General features: G+C 74.6%; 16 protein-coding genes. 11 read left to right on the plus strand and 5 right to left on the minus strand.

Features of this window, described 5'->3' with window-relative positions:
- Nucleotides 1–12: 12 nt before the first annotated feature.
- Entirely contained in the window at nt 13–537 is a 525-nt protein-coding gene (locus ACIGHB_RS19750; RefSeq protein WP_399914633.1) for a hypothetical protein, read from the plus strand.
- A 57-nt stretch (nt 538–594) separates the two neighbouring features.
- On the opposite strand, the gene ACIGHB_RS19755 is transcribed toward ACIGHB_RS19750, so the two are convergent.
- Nucleotides 595–1,449 carry an SDR family oxidoreductase gene (locus ACIGHB_RS19755; protein WP_399914635.1) on the minus strand — a complete coding sequence of 285 codons (855 nt, stop codon included), beginning with the start codon at nt 1,447–1,449 and terminating at the stop codon, nt 595–597.
- A gap of 105 nt (nt 1,450–1,554) precedes the next feature.
- On the opposite strand from ACIGHB_RS19755, the gene ACIGHB_RS19760 reads away from it, so the two are divergent.
- A complete protein-coding gene (locus tag ACIGHB_RS19760) occupies nt 1,555–2,145 on the plus strand; it encodes a TetR/AcrR family transcriptional regulator (protein WP_399915026.1) in 591 nt (196 codons plus the stop codon).
- Nucleotides 2,146–2,276: 131 nt separating this feature from the next.
- Here ACIGHB_RS19760 and ACIGHB_RS19765 read toward each other — a convergent pair whose 3' ends face one another.
- Nucleotides 2,277–2,930 (minus strand): NADPH-dependent F420 reductase, encoded by a 654-nt coding sequence (locus ACIGHB_RS19765; protein ID WP_399914636.1) that lies wholly within the window; start codon nt 2,928–2,930, stop codon nt 2,277–2,279.
- Between the two features lie 71 nt (nt 2,931–3,001).
- On the opposite strand from ACIGHB_RS19765, the gene ACIGHB_RS19770 reads away from it, so the two are divergent.
- On the plus strand, nt 3,002–3,370 hold the full coding sequence (locus ACIGHB_RS19770) for a winged helix-turn-helix transcriptional regulator (RefSeq protein ID WP_399914638.1): 369 nt from the start codon (nt 3,002–3,004) through the stop codon (nt 3,368–3,370).
- On the opposite strand, the gene ACIGHB_RS19775 is transcribed toward ACIGHB_RS19770, so the two are convergent.
- Nucleotides 3,324–4,910, minus strand: a complete 1,587-nt coding sequence (locus ACIGHB_RS19775; protein ID WP_399914640.1) for a nucleobase:cation symporter-2 family protein — start codon at nt 4,908–4,910, stop codon at nt 3,324–3,326. The two genes, ACIGHB_RS19770 and ACIGHB_RS19775, sit on opposite strands and share 47 nt — an antisense overlap.
- A gap of 435 nt (nt 4,911–5,345) precedes the next feature.
- On the opposite strand from ACIGHB_RS19775, the gene ACIGHB_RS19780 reads away from it, so the two are divergent.
- The 3 genes from ACIGHB_RS19780 (at nt 5,346) to ACIGHB_RS19790 (ending at nt 8,288) form a co-directional block, all read left to right on the plus strand.
- Entirely contained in the window at nt 5,346–6,074 is a 729-nt protein-coding gene (locus ACIGHB_RS19780) for an XRE family transcriptional regulator (protein WP_399914642.1), read from the plus strand.
- 319 nt (nt 6,075–6,393) lie between these two features.
- Nucleotides 6,394–7,839 carry a nucleobase:cation symporter-2 family protein gene (locus ACIGHB_RS19785; RefSeq protein WP_399914644.1) on the plus strand — a complete coding sequence of 482 codons (1,446 nt, stop codon included), beginning with the start codon at nt 6,394–6,396 and terminating at the stop codon, nt 7,837–7,839.
- Nucleotides 7,840–7,910: 71 nt separating this feature from the next.
- The gene (locus tag ACIGHB_RS19790) at nt 7,911–8,288 is read left to right on the plus strand and encodes a VOC family protein (RefSeq protein WP_399914646.1); all 378 of its coding nucleotides are present in this window, start codon (nt 7,911–7,913) and stop codon (nt 8,286–8,288) included.
- A gap of 69 nt (nt 8,289–8,357) precedes the next feature.
- On the opposite strand, the gene ACIGHB_RS19795 is transcribed toward ACIGHB_RS19790, so the two are convergent.
- Nucleotides 8,358–8,990: a TetR/AcrR family transcriptional regulator C-terminal domain-containing protein gene (locus tag ACIGHB_RS19795; protein ID WP_360317235.1), complete on the minus strand. Its 633-nt coding sequence runs from the start codon at nt 8,988–8,990 to the stop codon at nt 8,358–8,360.
- 156 nt (nt 8,991–9,146) lie between these two features.
- On the opposite strand from ACIGHB_RS19795, the gene ACIGHB_RS19800 reads away from it, so the two are divergent.
- The 3 genes from ACIGHB_RS19800 (at nt 9,147) to ACIGHB_RS19810 (ending at nt 13,762) form a co-directional block, all read left to right on the plus strand.
- Complete coding sequence (locus ACIGHB_RS19800; RefSeq protein WP_399914649.1) at nt 9,147–11,048, plus strand: ABC transporter ATP-binding protein; 1,902 nt, start codon at nt 9,147–9,149, stop codon at nt 11,046–11,048.
- 124 nt (nt 11,049–11,172) lie between these two features.
- Nucleotides 11,173–12,960: an ATP-binding cassette domain-containing protein gene (locus tag ACIGHB_RS19805; RefSeq protein WP_399914650.1), complete on the plus strand. Its 1,788-nt coding sequence runs from the start codon at nt 11,173–11,175 to the stop codon at nt 12,958–12,960.
- Between the two features lie 130 nt (nt 12,961–13,090).
- Entirely contained in the window at nt 13,091–13,762 is a 672-nt protein-coding gene (locus ACIGHB_RS19810) for a beta-glucanase (RefSeq protein WP_399914652.1), read from the plus strand.
- 109 nt (nt 13,763–13,871) lie between these two features.
- Here the strand turns inward: ACIGHB_RS19810 and ACIGHB_RS19815 are convergent, their stop codons facing one another.
- Complete coding sequence (locus ACIGHB_RS19815) at nt 13,872–14,579, minus strand: substrate-binding domain-containing protein (RefSeq protein ID WP_399914654.1); 708 nt, start codon at nt 14,577–14,579, stop codon at nt 13,872–13,874.
- 78 nt (nt 14,580–14,657) lie between these two features.
- Here ACIGHB_RS19815 and ACIGHB_RS19820 point away from each other — a divergent pair, with 78 nt between their 5' ends.
- Both ACIGHB_RS19820 and ACIGHB_RS19825 read left to right on the plus strand, forming a co-directional pair.
- A complete protein-coding gene (locus tag ACIGHB_RS19820) occupies nt 14,658–15,425 on the plus strand; it encodes an IclR family transcriptional regulator (protein ID WP_399914656.1) in 768 nt (255 codons plus the stop codon).
- Between the two features lie 112 nt (nt 15,426–15,537).
- Entirely contained in the window at nt 15,538–16,746 is a 1,209-nt protein-coding gene (locus ACIGHB_RS19825; RefSeq protein ID WP_399914658.1) for a 4-hydroxybenzoate 3-monooxygenase, read from the plus strand.
- Nucleotides 16,747–16,765: the final 19 nt, after the last annotated feature.

A 16,765-nucleotide genomic window follows, 5' to 3' on the forward strand; every position in this document is an offset into this window, starting at 1 on the left:
TACAGTCCAGCCATGGCTTTCGCGGAGAAGAACCTCTTCGTGCCGGAGCCCGTCGAGATCGGCGGCCGGCACATCAAGCGCTATCACGTCACGTCCGACCCGGCCGGCATCGCACCGGAGGTGGAGAAGGCGGCCCACGTCCTGCTCCCCGAGCTGCTGCCGCCGCCGGACGGCACGCCCGCCGCGAGCTTCGTGGTGCTCCACCGGGGCGGCGACACGGGGGCGTACCTCAACGTCTACAGCTGGGCGTGGGACAACGTGCTCCACTTCGCCGAGGCCGCCGCCGGTCAGCCCGCGCTCGACTGCCCCGACACCGACCCCACGCACTTCGTCCGCCTCACGGGCACCGCCCGCGACCGGTCCTGGATCGGCTGCGTCTGGGAGCTGGCCCCGCTGGAGCACGAACGCACCGCCTGGATCCGCCACATGCTCGCGCCCGCCACCCCCGACCTGCCGGGCTACCTCGCGGACTCGCTGCGCACCGGCACGACGGCGACGGCCGGCGCGACGAGCGCCGGCGGAGGGCCGACCGGATGAGGTCATGGACTTCAGCCGTCGTCGTACGGGGGTCGACGACGGCTGAGGTCCCGGCCGCTACCGGAAGGCCGGCAGGTTGCGCGCCACCCAGGCGCCGAAGGGGGCGGCCGGGCGGCCGAGGACGGCCGCCACGTCGGGGCTGACCCGCCGCTCCTCCGGGAGCGGGAGGCCGAGGACGTCGAGGGTGCCGGTCACGACGTCCTCCGGCATGAACCGCGCGAGGTGGGTGCGGGCCTCGTCGCGGGTCAGTTCCGCGAAGGCGACCTCCTCGCCCAGGGCCTCCGCGAGGATCTCGGTCTGCCGGCGGGGGCTGATCGCCTCGGGTCCGGTCAGTTCGTACGTGCGGCCCGCGTGTCCGTCCTCGCGCAGCGCGGCCGCCGCGACGGCGGCGATGTCCGCCGGGTCGACGACCGGCAGGGCCACGTCCCCGAACGGCGCGTGGACCGTGCGCCGGGTGCGCACCGTCTCGGCCCAGGCGAAGGCGTTGGACGCGAAGCCGCCGGGGCGCAGGACGGTGGTGTCCCGCCCGGAGGCGCGGACGGCCGCCTCGAACTCCCGCAGCCGGGCGTGCGAACGGGCCGTGGGCCTGGTGGCGCTGACCTGCGAGGAGACGAGGACGATCCGCTCGACCCCGGTGTCCTTCAGGCCGTCGAGGAGGGCGGTGGCGGCCTCGCCGTGGCTGTTGAGCTCTCCGCCGAGGAGGAGGAAGAGGGCGCGGGCGCCCTCGGCGGCGGACCGCAGTCCCGCCACCGTGCCCATGTCGGCCTGGATCCACCGGACTCCGTCCGACGGCCGTACGGGCTCGGCGGGCCGGGCGTGCCGCGAGACGGCGACGACCTCCTCCCCCGCCCCGGTGAGCAGTTCCACGAGCGTCCTGCCGATGTTGCCGGTCGCACCCGTCACGGTGATCATCCCGTACCCTCACAGTAGTTAGTTAGCTGACTGACTCACTTGATGGGCGTGACCGTAGCACGCGGCGACCCGGGGTTGTCTATAGTCAGTTGGGTGACCAACTCAGTGAATCGGCGGGAGCAGGCGTCCCAGAAGCGCCGGCGGCTCACGGCCGCGGCGGCCGTGGTCCTGCACGAGCAGGGCGTGGAGCGCACCACGCTCGCCGACATCGCGCGCGAGGCCGACGTCCCGGTCGGGAACGTCTACTACTACTTCAAGACCAAGGACGAGCTCGTCCGGGCCGCGCTCGCCGCGCACGGCGCGCACCTGGACGAACTCACCGCGCGCCTGGAGGAGTTCGAGGACCCTCGGGCACGCCTGAAGGCGCTGATCGAGGGGTGGATCGCCCAGCGCGACACCGCCGCGCGCCGCGGCTGCCCGACCGGGACGCTCGCGGTCGAGCTCGACAAGCGCGCGGACGGCACCCTGGACGCCGAGGTCGGCGCGGTGGTCCGGCGGCTGCTGGACTGGGCCGCCGACCAGTTCCGCGCCCTGGGCCTGCCCGACCCCGAGGGCCTGGCCCTCACCCTCGTCTCCGGCTACCAGGGCATGTCGCTCCTGGCCAACGCCCTGCGCGACCCGGACGTCATGACCCGCGAAGGCACCCGCCTCCTGGGCTGGCTCGACTCCCTCCGGGTCCCGGACGACCCGGCCTGACCACGTCGGCCGCCTCCCGGCCACCCGGGGGCGGCCGCTCACGGGTGGCCGGGGGCGGCCGCTCACGGGTGGCCGGGGCCGGCCGCTGCCCGGTCGCCGGGCCGGCCTCCACCGGTCGCCCGGGCCGGCCGCTACCGGTCGCCCGGGCCGGTCGCGAAGGCCAGTGGGGGTGCGATCGCCTGGGCGTCGGCGCCCTCGCCGACCCAGAGGCCGATGTAGAGCGCGGCGGTCGCCTCCAGCAGGGCGGCGCGTTCGAGGCCGCCGCCGGAGACGGGGAGGCAGCCCGCGTCGCGGACCAGGGTGCGGACGAGCCCGAGGGCCGTCTCGTCGTCCCCGCAGACGGGGACGGCCAGCGGGCGGCCGTCGAACACGGGCGGCCGCATGCGCCAGACGTCCTCGTGGCAGAGGTTGAACGCCTTCACCACGTGCGCCCCGGGTGCCGCCGCCGCCAGGCGCCGCGCCGCTGACGGCCCGCCGTCCGTCAGGAGGCGGAAGCCCGCGCCGACCGGATTGGAGCAGTCGAGCAGCGCCTTGCCCTCCAGCTCCGTACGCACGCCCCGTACGACGTCCGCTCCCGCCGCGAAGGGCAGCGCGGCGAGCACCACGTCACCGGCCGCGGCGGCGGCGCTCAGGCTGCCGGACTCCGTGCCGGAGCCGACGCTCCGCGCCAACTCCGCCGCCCTGCCCGCGTCCCGGCCACCGATGGTCACGCGGTGCCCGGCCCGCGCCCAGTGGGTGGCGAGGGCGTCGGCCATGTTGCCCGTTCCCAGTACGCCGATTCTCATCTCGTGCCGCCTCTCGTCGACTTGATCCGTACGGGACGACGCTAGAGCGCGGCTCAGGCACCATTCGGTACGTGACGACGACCGACCCTTTCCTCGCCGACTGCCGCGCGCGGCTCGCCTTCGACCTCCTGTCCCCCACCTGGAACTCGGTGGTGCTGTGGTCCCTGCGCGACGGCCCTCTACGCCCCGTCGAACTGCGGGAGCGGATCGGCGGCATCAGCTCCAAGGTCCTCAACGAGGCCCTGCGCAGGCTGCGTTTCAACGGGCTGATCGACCGCCGGGCCCATCCCGGATCACCACCCCACGTGGAGTACGAACTCACCGCCCTGGGCCGTACGTTGCTCCCGCCCATCGAAGCCTTAGGCGCCTGGGCCCACGAGTACGGCGACGAGGTCATGGCCGCCCAGGACGCGGCGCGGGAGGAGGCGGACCAGGGGTGACCCGGGCCGACGGGGCGCCCGCGTCGTCGGCCGGGCCCGTCATGTAGGGCCAGGTGATGGCGGGGGCGGGGTGGGCCGTGCCCTGCGGGCCATGGTGGGTGGCGGTGCGCGGGGAGGGCGTGAAAGGGGACCAGTCGGCAGGGGGCGTGCCGTCGAGGGCTGCCACCTGTTCGGCGGGGATCGCGTCCGAATCCGCCTCCGTGCCGCGACCCAGGTGGTTCAGGAGGTAGTTGAGGAGGACCGCGACCAGGCAGCCGGCGGTGATGCCGGAGCCGAGGACGGTCGCCACGGGCGCGGGGAGGCGGTCGTAGAAGCCCGGGTCGAGGACGGGGAAGAGGCCGAAGGCGAGACTCACCGAGACGATCAGGGCGTTGTGGCCGGTGCCGAGCGCGGCCTTCGCCAGCGTGCGGAGGCCCGCGACGGCGACGGAGCCGAAGAAGACCACGCCCGCGCCGCCGAGTACGGGCAGGGGGACGAGGGCGACGAGCGATCCCAGGACGGGGACGAAGCCCATCAGGACGAGGATGGCGCCGCAGAGCGTGACGACGTAGCGGCTGCGGATCCGGCTGAGCGCGACCAGGCCCACGTTCTGGGCGTACGCCGTGCTGGTGAACGCACCGAGGACGCCGCCGACGGCCGTGGCCAGTCCGAGGGCGCGGAGGCTTCCGGCGAGGGTCCGGTCCTGGGTCGGGCGCTCGGTCACCGCGCCCAGCGCCAGCAGCGCGGCGGTGGACTCCGTCATGGACACGAGCATGACGACGACGGCCGTGGCGATCACCGTGGGCACGAACTGCAGTGCGCCGAAGGCGAAGGGCGTGGGCAGGGCGAACAGCGGTGCCTGGGTGAGGGCGTCGAGGTCGACCTTGCCCAGAGGGACGGCGATCAGCGTGCCGGCCAGCATCCCGATCAGGATGGCGACGCGGCCGAGGAACCGGCCGGAGAGCAGGCGGTGGACGGCCAGGGTGATCGCGAGGGTCGTCGCCGCCAGGGCGAGGTTCGCGGGGGAACCGTAGCCGGGTGCTCCGGGGTCGCCGCCCCGGGCCCAGGTGCCGGACACCGGCAGCAGGGAGAGGCCGACAAGGGTGATGACGCAACCGCTGACGACGGGCGGGAAGAACCTGACCGGCCGACAGAAGACGGGGGCGAACGCGAGGCAGAGGACCCCGGCCACGAGCGTGGCACCGAAGATCGCGGGGAGCGCGTCGTCGCGCCCTTGGGCGGCGGCGGTGGCGAGGGCCGGCGAGACCACGGCGAAGGACACCCCGTTGACCAGGGGCAGCCGGGCGCCGACTCCGAAGACGCCGAGGGTCTGGGCGATCGTGCCCAGGCCGGCGACCAGCAGGGTGGCGGCGAGCAGGGCCGAGAGCTGGGCGGGGGTCAGCCCCAGTGCGCCGCCGATGATCAGCGGTGGAGCGGTCAGGCCGGCGTACATGCTCGCCACGTGCTGGAGCGCGGCGGGCAGCAGGCGGCGGGCGGGAAGGATCTCGTCGACCGGATGCGGAGGGGTGGACGGCTTGTGAGCAGCGGCGCGGGAGCGCAAGGCGGGTCCTAGGGACACGGCCCTCGGGCAGGGATGCCGTGGGCGTGCGGGCGGGGGTGACCGGCGCCGGGGGACGGCCCGAACCGGGGTGCGGTCGCCCGGACGTGCCGCATGGGGTGGGCGACAGCGACCGGTCATTCCGCAGTGCGGAAGAAGTTTTCCGCTGTGGACGGTCGGGACTTTATGACCCGGCCCCTCCCTCGTCAACTCCCCCAAGAAGCCGCGCCAGTTCTCGCCGAAGTCTGGAGGAAACACCAGTCGTCGCCCCTCCGATCCCTCCGTCCTCGCACGGCAGCGGCCGCAAAGCACAAGGTCAACGGGGAGCCGCACACTGGGGTCATCGGACGAACCCGCCGCCCCGACCCCCGCGGGCCCCCCGATCCGAAACACCCGGCCCTTGGCCGGAACCCCCTCGGGTCCCTACGGTGTCCCGCTATGCCACCCGCAGACGACCCGTACGCCCTGCCTCCCTTCGCCCCGGCCCGCGCCGCGGCGATCCGCCGACAACTCGGCCTGACGACCGGCCAGGTCGCCTGGGCCGTCGCCGCCTACTGCGGCTCGCCCGTGCACCCCGATCTCGTCCACGCCTGGGAAGCCGGCACCATCGCACCCGAGAACGACCACGTCAAAGCCCTCGCGGCCGCCCTCTGGTGCTCCCCGGCCGACCTCGTCGGAGAAGCCACCACGCTCGCCCAGTGCCGCACGGTCGCCGGACTCACCGTGAACGAGACGGCGGCCGCGCTCGGCATCACCCGCGGCCAGTGGGAGCAGGCGGAACGCCGCAACCACTGGCGGGGCACACCCGCCCAGACCCAGGCCCTCCTCAGGACCCTCTGTCCGCCGCCGCCCTGCTTCGTCGCCGCCTGCGGCAAGTCCGCCCAGCTCCGCGTCCTCCTCCGGGAAGCCGTCACGACCTGGTGGCCCCCCTACGTCGGCCCCCTCACCCGGATCGTGCCGCTCGACCCCGCCCTCCTGCACCACGCCCTCGAACGCCTCCACCGCGCCTATCAGCACCGGGAGGGCGCGACGGGCGGTCCCGTCCACCAGGCCGCCCGGGCCGAGGCACGGGCGGCGGACTTCCTCGAACACATCGACCGACACCTCTGGCAGCACCTCCGCGAGGCGCTGAATCCCGCCGACGACCCGAGCCGTCCCACCCCTTGACACCCGGGCCGCACCGTGAGGAACTGTTGCGACTTCGCCGGACGGAGTGACCCCGCATCACGGACGGATGCGCGGCGCCGGCCGAGGGCACCACAGGAATCCCAGGGACACGAATCCCCTTCCTGACGACCCCTGGCCTTCTTCACTCCCCGCTCTCCGGCCACGGCCCCCCGCAGGATCGACGGCCCTCCCGCCGCGCCCTCGACGCCGCGTCCTTCCCCGTACCACCCCGCACCCGCAGAGCCGCGCGTCCCCGACGCCGGCTCTCCCCTAGGGCTGCCCGCGTTCCCCCGGGAGCGCCGCGGCCAGGAGGTACCCCATGCCCGAGACCCACCCCGCCCCGGACCCCACGAAGCCCGAGCCCGGGACCGCCTCACCCCCTGACACCCCCGGCACCCCCGACACCAAGGCGAGACCCGACGCCACCCACCCCGTCGATCAGATGCTGCCCCCGCTGAAGCTCTTCAGCGCCGGTCTGCAGCACGTCGCCGCCATGTACGCCGGCGTCGTCGCGCCCCCGCTGGTCGTCGGCATCGGCGTCGGTCTTTCCACCGCCGACATCGCGTTCCTGATGAGCGCCAGCCTGTTCACCTCGGGCATCGCCACGCTCCTCCAGACGCTCGGCTTCTGGAAGGTCGGAGCCCGGCTCCCGTTCGTCAACGGCGTCTCCTTCGCCGGCGTCGCCCCCATGCTCGCCATCGCGAAGGCCGAAGGCCCCGAGGACGCCCTGCCCGTCATCTACGGCGCCGTGATCGTCGCCGGCGTCTTCGGGTTCTTCCTCGCCCCCTTCTTCTGCAAGCTGATCCGCTTCTTCCCGCCCGTCGTCACCGGCACCGTCATCACCCTCATCGGCGTCTCCCTGCTGCCCGTCGCCTTCAACTGGTCCCAGGGCGGCAACCCGCAGGCACAGGACTACGGCAGCCTCACGTACATCGGCCTCGCCACCGCCACCCTCCTGATCACCGTGGTCCTGCGCCGGCTCCTGACGGGATTCCTCAAGCAGATATCCATCCTGCTGGGACTCGTCGCCGGCACGCTCCTGTCCCTGCCGCTGGGCGTCGCCGACTTCAGCGCCGTCGGCGACGCCGACATCATCGGATTCCCCACCCCGTTCCACTTCGGCGCCCCGCAGTTCGCGGCCGCGGCGATCATCTCCATGTGCATCGTGATGCTCGTGTCGATGACCGAGTCCACCGCCGACGTCCTCGCCCTCGGCGAGATCGTCGAGCGGCCGGCCGACGAGAAGACCCTCGCCGCCGCCCTCCGCGCCGACGGCCTCGGCACCGCCCTCAGCCCCCTCTTCAACGGCTTCGCCGCCAGCGCCTTCGCCCAGAACGTCGGCCTGGTCGCGATCACCAAGGTCCGCAGCCGCTTCGTCGTCGCCGCCGCCGGCGGCATCCTCCTCCTGCTCGGCCTCTGCCCGCTCCTCGCCTCCGTGGTCGCGCTCATCCCACAGCCCGTCCTCGGCGGAGTCGGCATCGCCCTCTTCGGAACCGTCGCCGCCAGCGGCATCCAGACCCTCGCCGGAGCCGCCCTCGAACGCGGCGACAACGTCCTCATCGTCGCCATCTCCCTCGGCGCCGGCATCATCCCCATCGCCGCGCCGAACTTCTACCACGCCTTCCCCGAAGGCGCCCGGATCGTCCTCGACTCCGGCATCAGCACCGGCTGCGTCGTCGCCGTCCTGCTCAACCTCGCCTTCAACCACCTGGGCCCCAAGCCCGCCGACGCCCCCGAAACCCCGCCCGCAGCACACCATCACTGACACCACAGCCGGGTGCGCCCCTTCCCCACGGGAGGGGCGCACCCGGCTGCCCGGCGGCCTACGCTCTCGGCATGATCGCCACTGTGCAATGCGTCGTGCTGGACTGTCCGGACGTCCGGGAGCTCGCCCGGTTCTACCAAGCGCTCCTGGGCGGGGCGGTGGACCGCCCGGATCCCCGCTGGTCCCTCGACGACGACTGGTCGACCCTCCACACCGACGGCGGCCTGGTGCTGGCGTTCCAGCGCGTGACGGACCACCGCCCGCCGCGCTGGCCCGACCCGGCCCACCCCCAGCAGTTCCACCTCGACCTGGGCGTCGAGGACCTCGACGAGGCGCGGGCGCGGGCCGTCGCGAGCGGCGCCACCGTCCTCGACGGCGGCGGCGCCGAGCGCGGCTGGTGTGTCCTCGCGGATCCGGCGGGTCACCCCTTCTGCCTCGTACGGGACTGAGCCCGGACCCTTCCTGCCCCAGCCCCAGCCCCAAGCCCCTGACCCGGCGCGGGATCTTCCCTCGCCGGGTCAGGTGGCGAGTTCGGCCTCGAAGCCGGAGAGGAGGGCGTTCAGGGCGAAGGTGAAGCGGCTGTCGGCCCGGTCGTCGCCGGCGGCCCTGGCGGCGGCCACCAGGCGGGGGTACGCGTCCTCGTCCAGGGCGGTCATGATGCCCGCGTCGTCGACACGACCCGCCTGGGCGGCGGCGTGGCCGACGACGAAGCCGGTGAGCGAGTAGAGGACGTCGAGGGTCCTCGGCAGCGGGAAGCCCGCCTCGTGGAGCATGCCCACGACGGCGTCCAGGGTGCGCAGGTTACGGGGGGTCACCGCCGGGCGGGAGAGCAGCAGGGGCACCGTGTGGGGGTGGGCGGCGAGGGCGGCGGCCAGGGCGTGGGCGTAGGCGCTCAGGTCCTGGCGCCAGGTCGCGGCGCCGAAGTCCGGGGGGACCGCCTCGGCGACGACCTGCTCGATCATGCCGTCGAGCAGGGCGGTCTTGTTCGGGACGTGGTGGTAGAGGGTCATCGCCTCCACGCCCAGTTCCGCGCCGAGCCGGCGCATCGACAGGGCGTTCAGGCCCTCCCTGTCGACGAGCTTCAGGGCCGCCCCGAGGACGTCCTGACGGCTGAGCCCCGCCCGCTGCCCGCGGGCCCTGTTGGCGGCCACGGCGCCTCCTTCCTCCGGCCGACCGGCCCTCGCTCCGGGCCGGTTCGGTCGTTCCCCACGATTGACGATTCTTACGCCGTAAGTATAGCGTCGCCCCGCATCGCAGCCTTACGACGTAAGAATCGCGGGCTGTTCCACTGACCGACGGGGGCGAACATGGGTGTGTCCATCAGCGAGTCGACCGAGGAGAGTCCGGCGACCGGGGCGAGTGCGGCGGAGGATCCCGCTCTACGGCCGCCGGCGCGGCTGCTGCGGCCGTACGCCCGGGGACTGGCCGCCGTGGCCGCCCTCCAGGTCGCCGGCGCCGTCGCCGGACTGGCCCCGCTGCTCGCGGTCGTGGAGCTCGGCCGGACCCTGCTCGCGCCCGGACCGGTCGATCCCGGGCGCGTGCGGTTCCTCGTGGTCGCCGGCGCGGTCGGCCTGTTCGTGAAGCTGGTGCTCACCGCCACCGCGGCCGGGATCGGCCATCTCCTCGACGGGAACGTCCAGTTGGCGCTGCGCCGGGCCCTCGCCGCACGGCTGGGACGGGTGCCGCTCGCCTGGATCGCCCGGCATCCCAGCGGCGAGCTGGCCAAGGTGGTGGGCGACGACGTCGGCGCCGTACACCCGCTCATCGCCCATACGCCCGGCGAGCTGACCTCGGCCTTCGTCGTCCCGGCGGTCTCCCTCGGCTACCTCCTCACCGTCGACTGGCGGCTCACGCTGATCACGCTCGCCCCGGTGCTCGCCGCGGTCGCGCTGGTGCCCCTGATGATGACCCCGGCCCGGCTCCGCGAACAGGCCGCATTCGACTCGGCGATGGCGCGGATCGCCGTCTCGGTCGTCGAGTTCGTCCAGGGCATCGCCGTGGTGAAGGCGTTCGGCGGCGGCGAACGCGCCCACCACCGGTTCCGTACCGCCGCCGACGACTTCGTCTCCGTCTTCCGCCGCTGGGTGCACGGCATCTCCCCGGTCGCGGCCGGGATGCAGCTGCTCCTCTCGCCCCCGTTCGTCCTGCTGACCGTGGTGTGCGGCGGCGCGGCCCTGATCGCCGGCGGCGGGACCGAGCCGGCCGATCTGCTGCCCTTCCTGCTCCTCGGCCTCGGTCTCACCGCCCCGGTGGCGGCGCTCGGACACGGCTTCGACGAGGTGCAGGCCGCCCGCCGCGCCGTCGGCCGGATCCGCGAGGTCCTCGCGGTGCCGCCGCTGCCCGAACCCGCGGCCCCGGCGGTGCCGGACGGCCACCTGGTCGAGCTGCGCGGCGTCCGCTTCGCGTACGACACCGGCGGGCCCGAAGCGTCCCACCGGACCGGCGGGCCCGAGCCGTCCCACCCGTCCGGCGGGCAGCCCGAACCGTCCCACCGGTCCGGCCGGACCGAGGTGCTGCGCGGGGTCGACCTGGTCCTGCGGCCGGGGACCGTCACCGCGCTCGTGGGCGCGTCGGGGGCCGGCAAGTCCACGCTCGTCCGGCTCCTTCCCCGGTTCGCCGACCCGACGGGCGGCGCGGTCCTGCTCGGCGGTGTCGACCTGCGCGACCTGGCCGACCGCGAGCTCTACCGGCGCGTCGCCTTCGTCTTCCAGGACGTCCGCCTGGTGCGCGCCTCGGTCGCGGACAACATCGCGCTGGCCGTGCCGGAGGCCGGCCGGGAGGCCGTCGAGCGTGCCGCGCGGCTCGCGTACGTCCACGACCGCGTGGTCCGGCTGCCCCGCGGGTACGACTCGGTGATCGGCGAGGACGCCCGGCTGTCGGGCGGCGAGGCGCAGCGGATCGCGCTGGCCCGCGCGCTGCTCGCCGACACCCCCGTCCTGGTCCTGGACGAGGCCACCTCGTTCGCCGACCCGCACACCGAACGGGCCGTACGCCGGACCCTGGACGCCCTGCGGGAGGACCGGACGGTGCTGGTCGTCGCGCACCGCCTGGAGACCGCCGCCGGGGCGGATCTGGTCGCGGTACTGGAGGACGGGGTGATCGCCGAGCACGGCACCCCGGCCGAACTCCTCGCCGCGGGCGGCGGGTTCGCCCGGCTGTGGGACGCCCGGCAGGCCACCCCGCGCGCGGCGGGCGGTGAGCGGCCGTGACCGCGCCGCACCACCGCCGCCACCCGAACGACCCCCACCCGCACCGGCACCCGCACTCCCAGTCCCACCCGCACCCGCACCCGCACCCGCACCCGCACCCGCACCCGCCGAGGAGGCGACCTCGATGATCCGGATCCTGCTGCGCGTACTGGGCGAGGAGCACCGCCGCCCGCTGCTGCGCGCCCTCGCCCTGATGACGGCGGCGGCCGTCGTCGAGGGCATGTCGTACGCGCTCCTCGCGCCCGTCCTGCGGGCGCTGCTCAACGGCGCCCCGGCCGACGCGCGGCCCTGGCTCGGCGCCTTCGGGGCGGCCGTGGCCGGCTACGCGGTCCTGCGCTACCTCGGCGACCTGGCGGCCTTCCGCGTCGGCACCTCGCTGCTGCGCGGGGTGTACCACCGCCTCGGCGACCATCTGGCCCGGCTCCCCGTCGGCTGGTACGGGCCGGCCCGGGTCGGCGAGCTGTCCGCCCTGGCCGGACAGGGCGTGCTGCGGGCGATGAGCGTGATCGCGCACCTGCTGGCGCCGGCCGTCTCCGCCGCCGTGACGCCCCTGACGATCGTCGTCGTGGTCCTCGCGCTCGACTGGCGGCTGGGCCTGGCCCTGCTGGCCGCCGCCCCGGTGGTGACCGGGATCCAGCTGCTCACCGGACGCGTGACGGCGGCGCAGGACGCCGACCGGGCCGTCCGCGACCGCGAGGCGACCGGCCGGGTCGTGGAGTACGTCCAGGCCCAGCCGGTGCTGCGCGCCGCGGGCCGCACGGCGGAGCGCTTCCGGCTGCTGGACGACGCCCTCGACGACGTCCGGCGTGCCTCACGCCGTGCCACGCTCGCCGCGCTCCCCGGGGCGGTCGGTCTGACGCTCACCGTGCAGGCGGTGTTCACCGCGGTCCTGGCCCTGGGGGCGTACCTCGCGCTCGGCGGGGAGATCGGGGCGGCGGCGCTGCTGACCGTGCTGGTCCTGACCGCCCGCTGCGCGGATCCGCTGCTGTCGCTGGCAGATCTCGGCGGGAGGCTGCGCGGCGCGCACGGCGAACTGGTGCGGCTCGACGCGGTGTTGCGGACCGCGCCGCTGCCGCAGGCCGCCGATCCTGTCGAACCGGCCGGACACGGCCTCGAGTTCGAGTCGGTGGTCTTCCGCCGGGACGGCCGGACGGTTCTCGACGGTCTGTCGCTGACCGTGCCGGAGGGGCGGCGGCTGGCGGTGGTCGGTCCGTCGGGCGCCGGGAAGAGCACCCTCCTGCACCTGCTCGCGCGCTTCCACGACGTGGACGGGGGCGTGGTGCGGGTCGGCGGCGCGGACGTCCGGGACGTGCGCGCGGAGGCGTTGATGGCGCGGTTCGCGGTCGTCTTCCAGGACGTCCACCTCTTCGACGGGACCATCGAGGAGAACGTGCGCCTCGGCCGCCCCGGAGCCTCCGGCGAGGAGGTGCGCGCCGCGGCGGCCGCCGCCCGGCTGGACGAGGTGGTCGAGCGCCTGCCCGACGGCTGGGCGACGGCCGTCGGCGACGGCGGCACCCGGCTCTCCGGCGGTGAGCGCCAGCGCGTGTCGATCGCCCGCGCGCTGCTGAAGGACGCGCCGATGGTGCTCCTGGACGAGGTGACGTCCGCCCTCGACCCGGTGAGCGAGGCGGCCGTCCACGCCGGCGTCGAGCGGCTGGTGCGGGGCAGGACCGTGGTGATGGTGGCCCACCGGATGCGTACCGTCCGCGACGCCGACCGGATCGTGTTCCTCGACGGCGGCCGGATCGTCGAGGAGGGCGACCACGACGAACTCCTGCGGCTCGGTGGCCGGTACGCCGAGTTCTGGCGACTGTCCTCGGAAGCGGTGCCCGCCTCCGCGCCGGCGCCCGTGCCGACGCCGGCCTCCGCGTCGGCACCGGCGCCCGTGCCGGGCGGTTCCCCCCTCGGCTGACGCGGACCGTGACGAGTTCTCGCCAAGGAACCGTGGGTTCCGCATCTGTGGCGCGGAGCGGGGGAGCCATGGGGGAGACCGTCGCCGTCCGTGCGGCGACGCCACGCCCAGCGTTCCGTGAGGAGCCGTCATGCCCCTGTCGTCAGTCCCCGGCGAACCCGTCCTCACCGCCGACTTCGCGTCGCCCGCGCAGTGGGTCGCCGGCCGGTCCTGGGCCTATCCAGACGGTGGGCCGGTCAACCCGCTCGACAACAAGCTCGACCACCTGGTGGAGGATCCCGCGTACAGCCGTTCCGGGGTGTTCCGCGCGAGCCGCCGCCGTGACGGTCTCTGGGACAGCGGGCTCCTCACCACGGAGGGGAGCGCCGAGGCGTTCGAGGTGCGGGCCGGTGACGTGCTGGAGGCGCGGGTCAGGCTGCCGGAGGAGACGGGGGCCTGGCCGGCGATCTGGACGTGGCGCGACGGCGGGCAGGAGGTCGACGTGTTCGAGTACCACCCGGACAACCCCGACCTCCTGGAGCTCTCCAACCGGGTGCGGGGCACCCACCTCTACCACCGCTCCCCCGCCGTGCGCCCCGGCGGCTGGGTGGAGCTGCGGACCGAGTTCGGCGCGCGGTCCGTGGTGTGGTGGGTGAACGGCGCCCGGGTGTTCGCGGACGGGCGGGGGGTGGGGCGCTCCTGGCACGCGTATCTGATCGTCAACCTCTCGGTGTGCGCGGGTCGTTACCACCCCGCTCCCGATCCGGGGACGGACGAGATGTCCTTCGAGGTGTCCGACCTGCGCGTGTACCGCTCGGGCTGACCGCCTGCGCGTGTACCGCTCGGGCTGACCGCCTGCGCGTGTACCGCTCGGGCTGACCGCCTGCGCGTGTACCGCTCGGGCTGACGGCCCCCGCGCCGCGCGAGCCGCTTCAGTCCCTGGGGCCCGGTCCCACGGGCGTCATGCCGTGCGCGACGGCGAGCCGCGACGCCCCGCCGGAGGCGAGGTGGCCGAGGGCGGCGAGGGCGCGCTCCGGGTCGGTGGCGGTGGTGAGGACGCCGCCGGCGAAGGTCGAGGTGATGGCCGTGTCGCCGGGCAGGGGGCCGACCACGGTGACCCCGGGGAGGTCCTTCAGCTCGCTGTGCTGCTGGAAGGCGAGGTCGGCGCGGCCGGACGAGAGGAAGTCGCCCGCGGGCACGCCGGGCGGGGCCTGGACGAGACGGTCGGCGAGGGTGCCGGCGAGGCCGAGCCGGTGGAGCAGCTCGATCAGGGCCGTCCCGCTGGGTCCGGTGGAGTACGCGATGCCGCGTGCGGAGGTCAGGGCGGTGCGGAGGTCGTCGACGGTGGCGAGGGCGGGGGCCGGGCCGCCGTCGGGGACCGCCGCGACGACCTGGGAGGTCCACAGCGGGCGGACCGTTCCGGGACGGAGCCGGCCCTCCCGTTCGAGGGCGGTGACGGCTCCGGCGGCGAGGACGAGGAGGTCCGCCTCCGCGCCCTCGCGGACGCGGCGGGCGATCTCCACGCCGCCGGCCGAGTCGAAGCGTACGGGCGTGCCGTGGGCGCGCCGCAGGTGCTCGCCGAGCTCGGCGAGCAGGGGCCGGGTCGCCATCGAGGACAGCCCCCTGAGTTCCTGGTGCACGTCGGCTCCTCACGTCATGGGGATGGGGTGGGGCACGCGCGGCCCGGGGGCTCGACGCCCGTCTGCGAGACTGACGGCGTGAGCACGACCCGGAGCACGGCGGCAGGAAAAGTACTGGAGGTCCTCGCGGCCTTCGACCGCGAGCACCCCGCCCAGACACTATCCGAGATCGCCCAGCGCACCGGTCTGGCCCTGAGCACCGCGCACCGGGTGGTGAGCGAGCTGGCGGCCTGGGGGGCGCTGGAGCGGGGCGAGGACGGGTCGTGGCACGTGGGGCTGCGGCTGTGGGAGATCGCCGCGGGCTGCCCCCGGACGCAGATCCTGCGGGACGTGGCGCTGCCGTTCATGCAGGACTTGTACGAGGTGACCCACGAGAACGTCCAGCTCGCGGTGCGGGAGGGCACCGAGCTCGTCTTCGTGGAGCGGATCTCCGGGCACCGGTCGGTGGAGCTCCTGACGGGGGTCGGGACGCGGTTCCCGGTGGGGGCCACGGGGATGGGGCGGGTGCTCCTGGCGTACGCGCCGCCGGACATCCAGGGGGAGGTCCTGGGCGCTCCGCAGCGGGCGTGGACGCCGCACACGGTCACCGATCCGAGGACGCTGCGGACCCAGCTGGACCGGATCCGGCGCGAGCAGGTCTTCGTCAGTGACCGGCAGCTCTCGGAGAGCACGGTGGCGGTGGCCGCGCCGGTGCGGATCGGGCGGAAGGGGCCGGTGAGCGCCGCGCTGGGCATCGTGATCACGGCGCGGGGCGGGAGCGGGGCGCGCGGGCTGCGCGAGCCGCTGCTGCGGGCCGCGTACGGGATCTCCGACGAGCTCGGCAGGCGTACCCGGACGACGGACTGAGTTCCGGACCGGCTTCCGCCTGACGGAAACAGCGCAGACCAGGGGCCGGGCAGGCTGGCAGCGTTCGAACCGCTTCACCGTTCGAAACGTCCACAGCTGCTTGGGAGATGCCATGGCCGACGCCCCCGTCGACTCGATCGTCTCGGTTCCGGTCGCGATCGTCGGGGCGGGCCCGGCCGGGCTCATGCTGGCGCATCTGCTCGGCCGCGCCGGGGTGGAGTCGGTCGCCGTCGACACCCGGACCCGCCACGAGATCGAGACGACCCAGCGGGCCGGGATCCTGGAGGCCGACGTGGCCCGGGACCTGGTCGAGACGGGGGTGTCGGACCGGGTCCTGCGCGAGGGGCACGAGCACGAGGGCATCGAGGTGCGGTCGGCGGGACGCCCGTACCGCGTCGACTTCAAGGAGCTCGTCGGCGCCTCCACCTGGCTCTACCCGCAGACCGACGTCTTCGCCGACCTCGCGGACGCCCGCGCCCGCGACGGCGGGACGGTCCACTTCGGGATCCGGGACACCGAGGTCGCCGGCGTCACGACCGACGCCCCCCGGGTCCGCTACACCGCGCCGGACGGCGGCCGGCACGAGATCCGCGCCCGGTACGTCGTCGGCGCGGACGGGTCGCGGAGCATGTGCCGCGACCTGGTGCCGGAGGACCGGCGGACCCGGTACGGCAAGGAGTACCCCTTCGCCTGGTTCGGCGTCCTCGCCGAGGCGCCGCCGAGCGCGCCCGAGCTGGTCTACGCCCGCTCCGAGCACGGTTTCGCGCTGATCAGCCAACGGACCGAGTCGGTGCAGCGCATGTACTTCCAGTGCTCCCCCGACGAGTCCCCCGACGCCTGGCCGGACGACCGGATCTGGGAGACGCTCCAGGCCCGGGTCGCCGGGGAGGACGGCTTCCGGCTGAAGGAGGGGCCGATCACCGAGCGGACGGTGCTGCGGTTCCGCTCCTTCGTGCAGGAGCCGATGCGCTGGGGCTCCCTGCTGCTCGCCGGCGACGCCGCGCACACGGTGCCGCCGACCGGCGCGCGGGGGCTCAACCTGGCCTTGCACGACGTGAAGGTGCTGGCCGGCGTCCTCGTCCGGGCGCTCGCCGGAGCGGGCGAGGCCGCTCTGGAGGAGTACCAGCCGCGGGCCCTCCAGCGGGTGTGGCGGGCGCAGAACTTCTCGTCCTGGATGACCGGGCTGCTGCACACCGCGCCGGGCGCCTCCGCCTTCGACCTGCGGCTCCGGCTCGGCGAGCTGGACAACGTGGTCGGCACGCGCGCCGGACGCGCCTACCTGGCCGAGCAGTACACGGGCTGGCCCACCCGCGAGCACTGACCACCCACCCGCACGACCA

This window comes from Streptomyces sp. NPDC085460 (genome assembly GCF_044541975.1).
GTDB lineage: Bacteria > Actinomycetota > Actinomycetes > Streptomycetales > Streptomycetaceae > Streptomyces.